The organism is Shewanella sp. SM21, from assembly GCF_025654335.1.
Lineage (GTDB): Bacteria > Pseudomonadota > Gammaproteobacteria > Enterobacterales > Shewanellaceae > Shewanella > Shewanella oncorhynchi.
Genome location: NZ_JAKKRL010000004.1, coordinates 44,816 through 60,084, shown reverse-complemented (window position 1 = coordinate 60,084; position 15,269 = coordinate 44,816). Strand labels below are relative to the sequence as shown.

Genomic DNA, 15,269 nt, shown 5'->3' with positions numbered 1-15,269 from the left:
CAGTTGCTATAAATAGCATCAATAAAGATTGAGTTATTCCAATGAGAAAGATTGTTTATCAAGGATTTATCTTAACCAATAGCGAAGGACGCACCGACAGTTGGAAACTGACCATCAAAGATCAACAGCGTATCGGTTCTTTATTCGAACTGCGGCGTTTAGTGGGATACTTCTTAGAACTCGGCATACTGCCCGCGACACGCTCCAGCCTGCAAGATGCAAAACAAACTCAAAACACTATGAGCAAAAACACCGTAAAACCTAAAAGACGCTAAAAATCAGTTCTCCTCAATAAATCAACGCATAGAAAATAACTCTGGCGCCTTTGACTGCATAAACTCAATAAAGACTCTTACCTTTAGCGGCTGCTGGCTGCGCTGATGATATAAAATCGAAATTCGCCTCTGTTCGCCAATCCATTCCGGCAGTAATACTTTAAGTTTCCCCTCTTTAATCTGCTGTTTTACAAATAGTTCAGGACCATACAAGATCCCGCCATGGCCTAAAGTAGCCTGAATCGCTCCGTGTAAGTCCGTGAGGGTGAGCTTAGTCGGGCCATTAAAATAAAAAGACTCGCCGCTTGGATGCTTTAAATGCCAATTAAACAGCGGCCAGACTTTTATCAGTTGATGGGCTTCAAGATCATCGGGATGCTCAAGTTTAGGTGCCTGAGCCAAGTATTCTGGCGTGGCAAACAGGCAATAGTCGAGCTCGCCTAAGGTACTCGACACCCAAGAAGAATCAGGCTGAGCCCCGCCAACAATCGCCACATCTATGCCTTTATCGATCAAATCGACTAACTCATTACTCTGGGAAATGTGCAAACGGATATCAGGATACAAACGGCCAAACTCATTCAATGCTTGAATAAACACGATGGAAATAATCGAAATCGGCGCGGCGATGCGTAAGGTTCCCTCGGGTTTATCGCTGCCTAACCCACTCAGCTCATCGAATTGAGCAACCACGCTCTGGTAACGTTGAAAGAGCGCCAGCCCTTCCTCTGTCAGTCGCAACTTGCGGGTACTGCGCATAAAAAGCTGTTTATCGAGCTTCTCTTCCAACTTCGCTAACTTGCGGCTCACAGTGGCGATGGGCATATCGAGCTCTTTCGCCGCCTGCGAAAAACTGCCCGCATTGACTAAATGCACAAAAAGATAGACAAGTTGTAGTTCAGCGCTTAAATCATCACTCATTGCATGTCCTAATTCTGTTCTAGCTGCCCACTTTAGGCACTATATAAAGTCATCAACAATCACAGAGTACGCTAAGTCATTGTGTTTTAAACATCAATTAATCCACTTATACGACCATAGCGCAATAGCCTTAGACTGAAATGATATGTTATTTTGTGGCGAGTTTTACTGCGCTGGCGCTAGTTCTGGTTCTAACGTGACATAAAAAAGGCAAGCGCCCACCCAAAATCATAGTGATAGTAGAAATAACGGTGGTGGCTGAGTTTATTCAAATTTAATCGTAAGGATGAGTGAGGGAAATGACCATTTTAACCCCTCTGTTTGCCGTCTTCGGGATCATGTTGCTCGGCACACTAGTGCAAAAATTAAAACTCTTGCCCGTCAATACGGATCAAGTGCTAAACCAGTATGTGTACTATATTGCGTTCCCTGCGATCATGCTTATCGCCCTCGCCCAGCAGCCGATTGATGAAATTTTGCAATGGGGATTCATTGCGGGCTACAGCACGGCTATGGTGATTACTTATCTTGTCTGCCTTGGGCTCTCGCTGCTTGCTAACCCTAAACAGCATGCGGTTGCCGCTATTCGAGCCCTCAATGCCACCTTTGGTAATACGGCATTTATTGGTATTCCACTGCTTATCATCTTATTCCCGCAGCAGCAAAGTGCCTTAGTTGCCGCCGCGATTGCCAGCTTATTATCCGTGCTGATGTTTGCCGTCGCCTTAGTCTCGATGGAACTGGCCACTAACACCCAAAGACAACACCACGCCTTAGTCATAATGATGATGGCGGTCGGTAAAAACCCTATCGTTATTGGTAGCTTGATTGGCGTCGGCATTTCAGCGCTAGAGATAAAACTGCCCTCTGGGCTGGCGCTAATGATCCAGCAAATAGGCAATACCTCAAGCCCCTGCGCCCTATTTGCTATCGGCATGGTACTCGCCAAAGCGATGCGCTACCAGAAAGATAGCAGCGTATTTAGCCCCAAGAATTTTATCGAACTGAGCCTTATCAACCTCTTCAAGTTAGCTATCCAACCTGCACTCGTCTACTTTATGCTTAACCGTTTTGGAGTAAGTGGTGACTACCTGATCATGGGCGTGATCTTGAGCGCACTGCCCACCGCGGCTAGCGTGTACTTACTCGCCCAGCGTTATAACACTCAGGCTTCAACCAGTGCTCAAGGCATTCTATTTGGCACCTTAGTCACTTTCTTCAGTTTACCTATCTTAGAAAGCTTAGTAAGAACCTATGGATAATCAGTTAATTAAAAATATTTACTGTCGATAATGTCGATTTTTCACCCAAGCCACTTTACTGTATATAAAATCAGTATATACTGTTTATCAATACAGTGGTTTGGTATGTTTTTCGACAGGAATTCACTATGCTTTGCCAACTCAGCATTAATAACTTCGCTATCGTCCGTTTTTTAGAACTGGATTTTCGCCCCGGTATGACCAGCATCACAGGTGAAACCGGTGCGGGTAAATCGATTGCCATCGATGCGCTAGGCCTATGCCTAGGCAATCGCGCCGATGCCAGCAGTGTTCGTCCCGGAGCCAATAAAACCGAGGTCAGCGCCCGCTTTTCCTTGGATGATATTCCACTGGCGAAACGTTGGTTAGAAGATAACGATCTTGAACTCGATGATGAGTGCATTCTACGTCGGACTATTGGTAGCGATGGCCGTTCACGCGCCTACATCAATGGGAATCCAGTGCCGCTGACGCAGCTAAAATTACTGGGTCAGTTGCTTATCGGTATTCACGGTCAACATGCGCACCATGCAATGTTAAAAAGTGAACATCAACTCACCCTGCTCGACAGTTATGCCAACCACAGATTGCTTATAGATACGGTTGCCGCTAGCTTTCAACGCTGCAAGCAAATTGAGGCCGATCTAAAACAACTCGAAGCCTCCCAGCATGAACGTATTGCCCGTAAGCAATTAGTGCAATATCAAGTAGAAGAACTCGATGAGTTTGATCTTAAAGTTGATGAGTTCGATGAGATTGAGCAAGAGCACAAACGTCTGGCTAATGGCACTGAGTTGATTGATACCTGTCAGGCGAGCTTAGATATACTCACAGAGGGCGAAGAGAACAATATAGAGTCGCTACTCAACCGAGTCGTTTCCCTCGCCGAAGATCTGCAAAGCTACGATCCCGCATTAAGCAATATCAACACTATGCTCAATGATGCCTTAATCCAAGTGCAAGAAAGTGCAGGCGAATTACAGCACTATTTGAGTAAACTTGAACTCGATCCAACCCACTTTGCCTATTTAGAAGAACGGCTATCAAAAGCCATGCAACTGGCGCGTAAGCATCATGTTAGCCCGAATAAACTGGCCGAGCATCATTTAGCATTAAAGGCTGAGCTAAGCACCTTAGACAGTGATGAAAGTAAACTTGAAGAAATTCAGATTCAAGTCGAGGCAAGTAGAGCCGCTTATCTTAGCAATGCGCAAAAGCTCAGCCAAAGCCGTGCCCGCTATGCTAAAGAACTCGACAAACTGGTGACTCAGTCAATCCACGAACTGAATATGCCTAAGGGTAAATTTACGATCGAAGTCAATTTCCACCCCGAGCAAATGTCAGCCAATGGCAGTGACAATATCGAATTTATGGTAACCACTAACCCTGGCCAACCTTTGCAACCGATTTCGAAAGTCGCGTCTGGCGGTGAGCTCTCACGGATAGGGCTAGGGATCCAAGTGATTACCGCGAAGAAAGTTGCCACACCGACATTAATTTTCGATGAGGTGGATGTCGGGATTTCCGGCCCCACCGCAGCAGTGGTGGGCCGCATGTTACGCAGCTTAGGGGAATCGACCCAAGTACTGTGCGTGACTCACTTGCCGCAAGTTGCGGGCAATGGTCATCAACACATGTTTGTCGATAAATTTAATAAGGCAGGCAGTACTGAGACCACAATGAAATCGCTCGATCGTGAGCAGCGTATCCAAGAGCTTGCAAGACTGTTAGGTGGCGATACTATCACCAGCAATACCCTCGCGAACGCAAGGGAACTGCTGCAATAGTAGTATGAATCAGATAACGAATGAGATCGCTAACCGCTTGAATCTACACACTCTATATCACAAGCTAAGGGGCTATATCAAAGCTAAGAATTAGTTGTTGGTCATGCTAACTAACATGTCAGGTTAACTATCATGTTAGGTTAGCGATAATGTTAGCTAACACACCAGACTAGCCCTTGCAGACAAATAAACGAAAACACGCCCGCTAAGACATCGTCAATCATAATGCCAAAGCCACCATGAACTTTGGCATCGAGCCATCGAATAGGCCAAGGCTTGATGATGTCGAAAAAGCGAAATAGACCAAAGCCGACTAACAACCAACCCCAACCTGCTGGTGCCGCTATCATAGTGATCAGTAGCCCAACCACTTCATCCCACACAATCGCACCGTGATCGTGAACACCCATATCTTGAGCGGCTTTACCGCAGATATAAAATCCCGCAAATGCGCTCAATAAGGTTAAGCCGATATACCAAGTGAGCGGTAATGGCGCCATCAATAAATAGAGGGGAACTGCGGCCAAAGTACCGAAGGTGCCAGGCGCTTTAGCGGCGAGCCCGCTACCGAAACCGAGTGCCAAAAAGTGGACAGGATTTTTTAATGACAGGCGCGTTAGCACCTGATCCTTTGACAACCATTTCATTAACATGCTCTTCGCTTAAAAGTGCTCGAAACCGTGATACGGCGGCGTAAACGGCTCACCATTAAGTTGCAACTTGAGCTTACTACCTGCACAAATTTGTCCAACGCGAACAAACTTTGCTCCTGCATGGCTCAACGCTGTCTCAAGCGCACCTTTTTGCGCTTCAGGAACGGTGAACAGCAGTTCATAATCTTCGCCCCCCGTAAGCGCATAACCTAAGGCATGCTCCTCGCTGACGGTATCTTGCATCGCGCGTGAAAGCGGGATGCAATTAACATCCACCACAGCACCAACTGCCGAAGCCTTAAGCACATGACCGATATCCGAGATAAACCCGTCGGAAAGATCGATTGCACTGGAGGCAAGCGAACGCAAAGCTTGACCCGCTAAGACTCTTGGTGTTGGACGATAATGGCGATTAATCAGGAATTCTTTATGCTCGGCTCTGGCCTGTTGCGCGCCGCGAATGATATCCAGACCTAAGGCCGAATCTCCGAGCGTGCCCGTGACATAAATCCAATCACCCGCTTTAGCACCATGACGCGTGAGTGCCTTACCCTGTGGGACTTGGCCGTGCACTGTGATGTTAATAGCCCGTGGACCACGAGTCGTATCGCCGCCAATTAAGGCGATGCCATAGTAATCGGCCGCTTCAAATAAACCTTCACTAAAACCACTTAGCCAAGTCTCATCGACTTCGGGTAGTGTTAAGGCAAGCGTCATCCACGCGGGTTCAGCGCCCATGGCAGCCAGATCAGATAAATTTACCGCTAAAGCTTTGTAACCTAAGGCAGCGGGAGGCATATCGGGGAAGAAATGGACATTTTCAACTAAGGTATCACAGGAGATAGCGATCGACTTGTTTTCTGCAGGTTGCACTAAAGCGCAATCGTCACCGATGCCAAGCTTCACATCACGGCGAGTGGGGCCGCGGTTGCTAAAATAACATTCAATTAATTGGAATTCTTTCACTGTACAGTTTGGCACGACTTACATCGGCCACCTTTGTTAGCAATGAAAAACGGTATCCTAAGATACCGTTTGTCTTTATTACTTGCGTGCAACCAGTTTGTCGAGCAGTCCGTTCACAAACTTATGACTCTCGTCCGCACCGAAAGCTTTTGCCAACTCAATCGCTTCGTTAATCGCGACCTTGTATGGCACATCTTTACGGAAAGTCAGCTCATAGGTCGCTAAACGAACTATGGCTTTCTCTACTGGAGACACTTCATCAATCGGGCGTTCCAGATGCGGGATGATCAGCTCATCCAATTGGGTTTTCTTCGTTGCAACGCCTGAAAATAGCTCACGAAAATAAGCTACATCAACACCGTCGAGACTTTGTTCAGTTAAAAACTCATGCTCGACATCGGCAATATTATTCCCGCTTAGTTGCCATGAATAGATGGCTTGAACGGCTAAACGGCGGGCCTTGCGGCGCTCAGAAGGCTTCATTATTTTTCCTACTATAACAACTGTTGTTCAAGTTCTTGCAGAACATTGACCATTTCAAGCAGGCTTAAAGCAGCTTCGCCGCCTTTGTTACCCGCTTTGGTACCTGAACGTTCAATCGCTTGTTCAATGGTATCAGTGGTCAAAACACCGAAAGCAACAGGCAGATCAAATTCTAAAGCAACTTGAGCTAGACCTTTATTACATTCGCCTGCAACAAAATCAAAATGAGGAGTACCACCACGGATCACCGCACCTAATGCGATAATACCGTCGAATTTACCACTGGCAGCTACGCGACGCGCAGCTAGCGGCAACTCAACCGCACCTGGTACACGGACAACAGTGATATTGTCGTCGCTGACTTGGCCAAAACGTTTCAGCGTGTCAAGTGCACCTTCAAGCAAGCTCTCAACTAAAAAGCTGTTGAAACGCGAAATTACAATCGCAACTTTGGCATTTTTCGCTTCGATATTACCTTGAACTACGTTCATTATCTTACCTAATTTAGCTAAAGCACCCAGCTCGGGGCGAAAAGTGGCGACATGATATCACAGCCAATTGCCCAGAGCCCTATGCAAATTATCAGAAATTGTTAATTTTACTTCAGTGTAACTTTGGGTTTCAGTCCGCCACATACTCAGTCACTTCAAGGCCAAAGCCTGAAAGTGAGTGGTAGCGTTTAGGCGAACTGAGCAGACGCATCTTAGTCACACCAAGGCTGGCGAGAATTTGCGAGCCAACACCCACACGGCGCGACGTCCCCTGCCATTTTGCAGAAGCAGGCGCTTGGCCTTGATCTTCAGCTTCAAAGGCTTTCACCCTAGAAAGGATTTCACAGGGATGTTCTTGATTCCCGAGTAAAACCAATACACCACCTTCTGCAGAAATACGCTCCATCGCCTTTTCGAGTGGCCAGCTGCGTTGCTGATCGCGCTCTGAGTGGAGTAAATCGTTGAAGGTATTTTGCAAATGCACGCGCACCAAACAATCTTCTTTCACCTCACCTTTGACTAAGGCAAAGTGCAGTTGATTGTCGATAGTGTCTCTGAAGGTCACCATGTCGAACTCGCCGAAACGGGTCGGTAGTTTGCATTTAGCTTCACGCACAACCGTGGTTTCTTTGGTGTTGCGATACTCGATTAAAGCCGCAATAGTGCCGATTTTGATGCCATGCAACTCGGAGAAGATCTCTAAATCTGGGCGACGTGCCATAGTGCCGTCTTCGTTCAAAATCTCAACGATAACGCCCGATGGCTCAAGTCCCGCAAGACGGGCTAAATCACAGCCAGCTTCAGTGTGGCCTGCGCGGGTTAATACGCCGCCGTCCTGTGCCATTAGCGGGAAGATGTGCCCTGGTTGCACTAAATCAGACGCTTTAGCCTCCTTAGCCACAGCCGCTTTCACCGTTACAGCGCGATCGTGGGCCGAAATACCGGTAGTCACACCTTCTGCCGCTTCAATAGAAACCGTAAAGTTAGTCGAGAACTGGGCGTTATTATTCGTCACCATTAAGGGGAGATTTAACTGCTGGCAACGGGCTTTAGTCATGGTCTGGCAAATAAGCCCACGGCCATATTTCGCCATAAAGTTAATCGCTTCTGGCGTGACCATTTCGGCCGCCATGATCAAATCACCTTCGTTTTCTCTGTCTTCGTCATCCATCAAAATAACCATTTTGCCTTGACGAATATCTTCGATGATCTCTTCTATACTGTGCAGCGCCATTGTAGGACCTTATGATTTTGCTGTTATTATGAAATTCTATACCTAAATAACCTAAGCTGCCGATAAGCTTAAGTTAAATAATCTGCTCCTGTGCACTAACGCACAAAGCCGGCACGGGCTAACATTTCCATGGTGACGCCACCGCTCTTGCTGTCTTTGCCATCATAATTCATCAAGCGTTCAAGATAACGGGCGATTAAATCCACTTCGATATTCACCTTATCGCCCGCTTGCAGGTCGATTAACGTGGTTTCCCCCGCGGTATGCGGCACTATGGTCAAGCGGAATCGACTGCCGTCCACTTCGTTAACCGTCAAACTCACGCCATCAATGGTGATGGAACCTTTATGGGCAATATAACGCCCAAGCTCTGCGGGTGCGGCTAACCAAAACTCGATGGCTTGACCACGCACTAAGCGTTGCTCAACCGTTGCAATACCGTCCACATGGCCACTGACCATGTGGCCGCCTAAGCGTGTGGTTGGGGTGACGGCCTTTTCAAGATTCACCTTAGTGCCCACTTTGTAGTGAGCAAAGCCGGTTAGACTCACGGTTTCGGCAGAGACATCAGCCACATAACCGTCGGCTAATTGCTGCACAACCGTTAAGCACACACCGTTAGTGGCAATGCTGTCGCCTAGACGTACATCGTTTAAATCCAGTTTGCCGCTCGCCACGGTAAGACGAATATCATCGCCTTTACGCTCCAGTTTGCGCAGGGTGCCAACGGCTTCAATAATCCCAGTAAACATGGTTAACTCACTTAATTAAATAAAGAAGTAATAAGGCATAAGACTCAAGGTTAAACGGTTATCTTGCTCCAATTCGATTTAGATAAAGAGGTATCAAGCATAACGCTCAAAGTTAAACGGGTATCTGGCCCTAATTTGCGCTCATCTACCAAAATTAGTGCAGGAATGTGTGCCATGGTTTGATAATCGGGCAATTGCAGCAGATTACGCCCATACCCACCGAGGATTTTCATCGCTTGGTACAGCACTAACTCATCGGCAAGCCCCTCTGCTAAAAATGCGCCCGCTAAGGTTGCACCCGCTTCCACCAACACGTGATTACAGCTTTGGCCTAAATAGCTTAATAGTTCAGGCAATGAGACGCGACCTGCAATTGCAGGTAACACGAGGCAACTCACATGGGAGGGCAATTGTGTTTGAAACTCTGCAGGATAAGCCACGGTCGAGACCAAGAGTATCGGCGATACGATAGCTAAGCAGGCGGCGGATAACGGCAAACGGGCGCGGCTGTCGAGTATCACCCTTAATGGCTGCAACAGTTGCGCTTCGGTTAGACTGTCTTTTAAGCCACCAAGCTCTTGATAACGCACATTGAGCGAAGGATCGTCTGCCAATATGGTTTCGATCCCCGTGACTAGCGCGCAGGAACGTAAACGTAATCGCTGCACGTCGCGACGAGATTCTGGACCGGTTATCCATTTAGACACACCGTTAGACAGCGCGGTTTTACCATCGAGACTCGCGGCTAATTTGACTGTGACTCTGGGTAAACCCGATTCCATGCGCTTCATAAAGCCTAAATTCAAGGCATAGGCTTCATCGCGATGTAATCCCACATCCACTTCAATACCGGCGTCACGCAGCATTTGAATACCGCGACCACCTACTTGCGGATTAGGATCTTCCACCGCCACGACTACGCGTTTAACGCCAATATTGATCAGCGCCAAGGCGCAGGGCGGCGTGCGGCCATAATGGCTGCAGGGCTCTAAAGTGACATAGGCCGTTGCGCCGCGGGCGCGTTCGCCAGCCATACGTAGCGCATGCACTTCGGCGTGGGGTTCACCCGCTTTTTGATGATAACCTTCACCAATGATTTGGTTATCTTTAACGATAACGCAGCCCACACTGGGATTGGGTCTCGTGGTGTAAAAGCCTTTGCGCGCCAATTGAATCGCGCGGCTCATCATTTGGGTATCGAGTACGGACCAACTTATGTTCAAGCTCATGTTCAACCCTGTTGTTAAAGGTTTCGGCTTTCACCAGTCTTATAAAATCTGTTTTTCATGCTGTTAGCAACTGCACGTCTGCCTTGTCGGCGACAAAACTCAATGACTACTTTTGCAGTTTGGCGATGGCTTCGCCAAATTCAGACACGTCTTCGAAGGCACGGTACACAGAAGCGAAACGAATGTAGGCGACTTTATCTAGGCTCATCAATTGCTCCATCATTAAGTTACCGACCATTTCTGACGGCACTTCCCGCTCTCCCGTGGCGCGCAGAGTCGACTTGATTTTGCTGAGTGCTTGCTCGATTTCATCCATAGATACGGGGCGTTTTTCAACGGCGCGCAACATGCCACCTTGGAGTTTTTCTTCATCGAAGGGTTGGCGTGAACCATCGCGCTTAATCACCCTAGGCATGACTAATTCGGCGCCTTCGAAGGTGGTAAATCTTTCATGACATTCGGTGCATTCTCGGCGACGGCGCACTTGGTGGCCTTCTGCCACTAATCGGGAATCGATGACTTTAGTATCTGTCGCGCTGCAAAATGGACAATGCATTGAGCCTCCTGCCAGTGAATGGTGGTAAAGCGTTAATGGCTTTACCTGTTAAATCTCAGTCAAACGCAATGGATTTAAGCCTAAGATGTTACCAATAAAAATGGCCGCAAGATGCGGCCATGGGATTTTATCCTATTTATGGGCTGAGGTTAACTACCTGAGCTTAACAACCTAATGTTAACTACTTGATGTTAAGTGCCTGATGCTAAGTACCTGATGTGATAAGTATCAAGTCAGTCGGCGATCAATCTCGGCCCTTCATCTACTAAGCGTAGATGCATAGGCAAATTAGCCGTAAACAGGGAAACGTGCGCAAAGTGCCAATACTTGGCCTTTCACACGTTCAATCACAGCAGGATTGTTCGCATCATCAAGGATGTCACAAATCCAGCCCGTCAGCTCTTTCGATTCCGCTTCTTTAAAGCCGCGACGCGTAATGGCTGGCGTACCGATACGCACACCTGAGGTCACAAAGGGTGAACGTGGGTCATTTGGCACTGAGTTTTTGTTCACAGTAATGTTAGCGCTACCTAAAGCGGCATCGGCTTCTTTACCCGTTAAGTCACGACCAATCAGGTCAACTAGCATTAAGTGGTTGCTGGTTCCGCCAGAGACGATTTTGTAACCGCGCTCAAGGAACACTTCAACCATAGCTTTAGCGTTATTAACCACTTGCTGTTGGTACACTTTAAATTCTGGCTCTAGGGCTTCTTTGAACGCAACCGCTTTACCTGCGATAACGTGCATCAATGGGCCACCTTGACCGCCTGGGAATACCGCAGAGTTCAACTTTTTGTACAAGTCTTCATCGTCAGCAGCAGATAGGATCACGCCACCACGGGGACCCGCTAAGGTTTTGTGGGTCGTAGATGTCACAACGTGCGCGTGTGGTACTGGGTTTGGATAAACGCCCGCAGCAATAAGACCGGCAACGTGCGCCATGTCGACAAATAAATAAGCACCGATTTTGTCTGCGATTTCACGCATTTTTGCCCAATCAACGATACCTGAATAGGCAGAGAAACCGCCGATCATCATCTTAGGCTTATGTTCTAAGGCAATACGCTCCATCTCGTCATAGTCAATTTTGCCAGACTCGTCGATACCATAAGGAATGATGTTGTACAGTTTGCCAGAGAAGTTAACCGGTGAACCGTGGGTCAAGTGACCACCGTGGGCTAAGTTCATGCCCAGTACGGTATCGCCAGGTTTTAACAATGCCATGTAAACCGCGCTGTTTGCCTGTGAACCTGAATGAGGTTGTACGTTAGCGTAAGTTGCGCCAAACAGTTCTTTCGCACGTTCAATCGCTAAGGTTTCAACTACGTCCACATACTCACAACCACCATAGTAACGCTTGCCTGGATAGCCTTCAGCGTACTTATTGGTTAACTGTGAACCTTGCGCTTCCATCACGCGTGGACTGGTGTAGTTTTCAGAAGCAATCAGCTCAATATGCTCTTCTTGACGCAGAGTTTCATTCTGAATTGCCTTAAACAGTTCCGGATCATAATCTGCGATATTCATATCTTTTTTCAGCATTGCTTACTCCAGCTGCCAATTCTTATAGGTAGGGTTGCGCGGTATTCTACTCGGAACGCGGTCACAATCCCAGTATTTGAAACATGAAATTCCTGCAGATAGTGCTTGAACTTGGCTCATTGTCGAGTTGAGTTCGGCGCGCAATCGAGTAGAATTAGCCGCATCATTAGTCACTTAAGATAGAGAAAAATGGCTCAGTTTGTTTACAGCATGCTGCGGGTGGGTAAAATTGTTCCGCCTAAGAAGCAGATCCTTAAAGATATTTCTTTAAGCTTTTTCCCCGGCGCCAAAATTGGCGTACTCGGCCTCAACGGTTCAGGTAAGTCGACACTACTGCGCATTATGGCGGGTATCGACACCGAAATTGAAGGTGAAGCGCGCCCAATGCCGGGATTGAAAATCGGTTACCTGCCGCAGGAACCTAAACTCGATCCGAATCAAACCGTGCGTGAAGCGATTGAAGAAGCGGTAGCAGAGGCAAAAAATGCCCTGACTCGCCTCGATGCCGTTTATGCCGCATACGCCGAGCCGGATGCCGATTTCGACGCCCTTGCGAAAGAGCAAGGCGAACTCGAAGCCATTATCCAAGCCCAAGATGCCCATAATTTAGAGTACGTCCTTGAGCGCGCCGCCAACGCCCTGCGTCTGCCAGATTGGGATGAAAAAATCGAAGTGTTATCCGGTGGTGAACGTCGCCGCGTAGCGATTTGTCGTTTGCTGCTTGAAAAGCCAGAAATGCTGTTACTGGACGAACCCACCAACCACTTGGATGCTGAATCTGTGGCGTGGCTTGAGCACTTCCTGCAGGAATATGCTGGTACTGTGGTCGCGATTACCCACGACAGATACTTCCTCGACAATGCCGCTGGCTGGATTTTAGAACTCGACCGCGGTGAAGGTATTCCGTGGGAAGGTAACTATTCTTCATGGCTTGAGCAGAAAGATGCCCGTCTGAAGCAAGAATCAGCCACCGAAAGCGCTCGCCAAAAGACCATTGCCAAAGAATTGGAATGGGTACGTCAAGGCGCCAAAGGCCGTCAGTCTAAGGGCAAAGCCCGTATGGCGCGCTTTGAAGAGCTGAACACTAACGATTACCAAAAACGTAACGAAACCAACGAGCTGTTCATTCCGCCCGGACCACGTTTAGGTGACAAGGTTATTGAAGTGAATAACCTGACCAAATCTTACGGTGACCGCGTATTGATCGACAACCTGTCGTTCTCTGTGCCTAAGGGCGCTATCGTCGGTATTATCGGTGCCAACGGCGCGGGTAAATCAACCCTGTTCCGCATGTTATCCGGCGCAGAAAAGCCAGACAGCGGCAGCATTGAGCTGGGTGATACAGTGCAACTGGCATCGGTTGAGCAGTTCCGCGATTCGATGAATGATAAGAACACCATTTGGGAAGAAATCTCCGGTGGTCAAGACATCATGCGTATCAACAACATGGAAATCCCGAGCCGCGCCTATGTAGGCCGCTTCAACTTCCGTGGTGGCGATCAGCAAAAAGTTATCGGCACTCTGTCGGGTGGTGAACGTAACCGAGTGCATTTAGCCAAACTGCTGCAAGCAGGCGGTAACGTATTATTACTCGACGAACCCACCAACGATTTAGACGTTGAAACCCTGCGCGCACTGGAAGAAGCGATTCTAGAATTCCCAGGTTGCGCTATGGTGATTTCGCATGACCGTTGGTTCCTCGACCGTATCGCGACCCACATTCTGGATTACCGCGACGAAGGTCAAGTGAACTTCTACGAAGGTAACTACACCGAATATTCGGCATGGTTGAAGAACACCTATGGCGCCGATGTGGTTGAGCCACACCGCTTGAAATACAAGCGCATGATAAAGTAAATCTAGAATCTAGAATCTAGAATCTAGAATCTAGAATCTAGAATCTAGAATCTAGAATCTAGAATCTAGACAAGTGTAAATCTGAGGAGTTTAGCTCGAAAGGGTTAAGCTCCTTTTTTATGGCATCCAGTTACGCTATGAGTGCCGTAGACTTTGGCGCTATTTCAAACTGGCACTATTTCAATTCAAGCTGGCAAAGTAGGCCACCAGCATGTCCATCATCACTCTAAGTGCAGGTTGCATGTGTTTGCGGGATTGATACACGCCATACACACCGAGGGACTGAGGTTTAAACTCAGTTAATAAAGGCACTAGCTGACCCGAGTCTAAATAGGGTTTCGCCGCCCATAGCGGTTGCATCGCAATCCCCTCGCCTTCCAGCGTAGCATTGAGCACCACCATGGAATCATTGGCGCTAAAATTCCCATTCACAGGCACATTAAACGCCTGGCCTTGGTTTAACGTAGGATCGGAGTTCAGCGCCTGAGCCTGTTTCGCCCCTACATCGGTTTTATAAAACCGCCACATCACATCACCAAAATAGGAATAGGTTAAACAGTTATGCTGAGTTAAATCCTCGGGATGCAGCACGGCGGCGCGCGCGGCAAGATAACTCGGTGCGGCGCATACCACAGACTCACACTCCCCTAAGCGCCTAGCGATAAGATTGGGATCGAGTTCATTGGTGATGCGAATAGCCAGATCAATTCGCTCGGCGACCAAGTCGACGGTTTGGCTACTCACGTGGAAATTCACGCTCGCCTGCGGATAACTGGCTAAATATTGCTGTACCACGGGCGCTAAAATCTGATGCGCCAAAAACTGGGAGCAACTAATACGTAGCAATCCCCGCGGAATCGCCACAGCGGCGTGGCTTACCGCAGGCACTTCGTTAGCCAGTTCGAGCAGCCGATGGCAATAGTCCAGCACTTGCTCACCCGCGGGCGTTAAGCTGAGGCTACGTGTCGAACGATGCAGCAACCTAGCACCAGACCATTCTTCCATTTCGCTCAAGTAACGGGTCACCATAGAACGCGACATATCTAAGGCATTGGCGGCGCTGATCATGCTGCCGCGCTCAACAATAGTCACAAACACCTTAGCCGCTTCAAGTCTATCCATGATTTATCTCCACTCACATTCAATCACTCACTTTCAATCATTCGAAGGCTCAATGACATACTCGCGTACCCACATAACTAATAACTAATAACTAATAACTGAGAGTGCAATAGTACAGGCAGCCATTCGTCCGATTAAT

15 protein-coding genes are annotated in these 15,269 nt (G+C 48.0%); 4 read left to right on the top strand and 11 right to left on the bottom strand.

Features of this window, described 5'->3' with window-relative positions; all coding sequences use genetic code 11:
- Nucleotides 1-41 precede the first annotated feature (41 nt).
- A complete protein-coding gene (locus tag L5L94_RS06410; protein WP_131523583.1) occupies nucleotides 42-275 on the top strand; it encodes a DUF3319 domain-containing protein in 234 nt (77 codons plus the stop codon).
- Between the two features lie 21 nt (nucleotides 276-296).
- On the opposite strand, the gene L5L94_RS06405 is transcribed toward L5L94_RS06410, so the two are convergent.
- Nucleotides 297-1,196 carry a LysR family transcriptional regulator gene (locus L5L94_RS06405; protein ID WP_263162020.1) on the bottom strand — a complete coding sequence of 300 codons (900 nt, stop codon included), beginning with the start codon at nucleotides 1,194-1,196 and terminating at the stop codon, nucleotides 297-299.
- A gap of 299 nt (nucleotides 1,197-1,495) precedes the next feature.
- Between L5L94_RS06405 and L5L94_RS06400 the strand changes: the two genes are divergently transcribed.
- Entirely contained in the window at nucleotides 1,496-2,458 is a 963-nt protein-coding gene (locus tag L5L94_RS06400) for an AEC family transporter (protein WP_263162018.1), read from the top strand.
- Nucleotides 2,459-2,586: 128 nt separating this feature from the next.
- The gene (gene recN, locus L5L94_RS06395) at nucleotides 2,587-4,245 is read left to right on the top strand and encodes a DNA repair protein RecN (RefSeq protein WP_263162017.1); all 1,659 of its coding nucleotides are present in this window, start codon (nucleotides 2,587-2,589) and stop codon (nucleotides 4,243-4,245) included.
- 152 nt (nucleotides 4,246-4,397) lie between these two features.
- Here recN and L5L94_RS06390 read toward each other — a convergent pair whose 3' ends face one another.
- The 9 genes from L5L94_RS06390 to glyA form a co-directional block, all read right to left on the bottom strand.
- On the bottom strand, nucleotides 4,398-4,892 hold the full coding sequence (locus tag L5L94_RS06390) for a phosphatidylglycerophosphatase A (RefSeq protein WP_263146996.1): 495 nt from the start codon (nucleotides 4,890-4,892) through the stop codon (nucleotides 4,398-4,400).
- A 15-nt stretch (nucleotides 4,893-4,907) separates the two neighbouring features.
- Entirely contained in the window at nucleotides 4,908-5,864 is a 957-nt protein-coding gene (gene thiL, locus L5L94_RS06385) for a thiamine-phosphate kinase (protein ID WP_037392620.1), read from the bottom strand.
- A 78-nt stretch (nucleotides 5,865-5,942) separates the two neighbouring features.
- Nucleotides 5,943-6,347 (bottom strand): transcription antitermination factor NusB, encoded by a 405-nt coding sequence (nusB, locus tag L5L94_RS06380; RefSeq protein ID WP_006082638.1) that lies wholly within the window; start codon nucleotides 6,345-6,347, stop codon nucleotides 5,943-5,945.
- A gap of 11 nt (nucleotides 6,348-6,358) precedes the next feature.
- Entirely contained in the window at nucleotides 6,359-6,838 is a 480-nt protein-coding gene (gene ribE / locus L5L94_RS06375; RefSeq protein WP_006082639.1) for a 6,7-dimethyl-8-ribityllumazine synthase, read from the bottom strand.
- A gap of 130 nt (nucleotides 6,839-6,968) precedes the next feature.
- Nucleotides 6,969-8,072, bottom strand: coding sequence for a bifunctional 3,4-dihydroxy-2-butanone-4-phosphate synthase/GTP cyclohydrolase II (gene ribBA / locus L5L94_RS06370; RefSeq protein ID WP_263162016.1), 1,104 nt, complete (start codon nucleotides 8,070-8,072; stop codon nucleotides 6,969-6,971).
- Nucleotides 8,073-8,167: 95 nt separating this feature from the next.
- Nucleotides 8,168-8,824, bottom strand: a complete 657-nt coding sequence (locus tag L5L94_RS06365; RefSeq protein ID WP_219251244.1) for a riboflavin synthase — start codon at nucleotides 8,822-8,824, stop codon at nucleotides 8,168-8,170.
- 50 nt (nucleotides 8,825-8,874) lie between these two features.
- Nucleotides 8,875-10,053, bottom strand: a complete 1,179-nt coding sequence (gene ribD / locus L5L94_RS06360) for a bifunctional diaminohydroxyphosphoribosylaminopyrimidine deaminase/5-amino-6-(5-phosphoribosylamino)uracil reductase RibD (RefSeq protein WP_263162012.1) — start codon at nucleotides 10,051-10,053, stop codon at nucleotides 8,875-8,877.
- A gap of 106 nt (nucleotides 10,054-10,159) precedes the next feature.
- On the bottom strand, nucleotides 10,160-10,609 hold the full coding sequence (gene nrdR / locus L5L94_RS06355; protein ID WP_006082643.1) for a transcriptional regulator NrdR: 450 nt from the start codon (nucleotides 10,607-10,609) through the stop codon (nucleotides 10,160-10,162).
- A gap of 288 nt (nucleotides 10,610-10,897) precedes the next feature.
- Nucleotides 10,898-12,151, bottom strand: a complete 1,254-nt coding sequence (glyA, locus tag L5L94_RS06350; RefSeq protein WP_263162008.1) for a serine hydroxymethyltransferase — start codon at nucleotides 12,149-12,151, stop codon at nucleotides 10,898-10,900.
- A 189-nt stretch (nucleotides 12,152-12,340) separates the two neighbouring features.
- Between glyA and ettA the strand changes: the two genes are divergently transcribed.
- A complete protein-coding gene (ettA, locus tag L5L94_RS06345) occupies nucleotides 12,341-14,008 on the top strand; it encodes an energy-dependent translational throttle protein EttA (RefSeq protein WP_028761391.1) in 1,668 nt (555 codons plus the stop codon).
- Nucleotides 14,009-14,188: 180 nt separating this feature from the next.
- Here the strand turns inward: ettA and L5L94_RS06340 are convergent, their stop codons facing one another.
- Complete coding sequence (locus L5L94_RS06340) at nucleotides 14,189-15,130, bottom strand: LysR family transcriptional regulator (protein WP_131523578.1); 942 nt, start codon at nucleotides 15,128-15,130, stop codon at nucleotides 14,189-14,191.
- Nucleotides 15,131-15,269 lie beyond the last annotated feature (139 nt).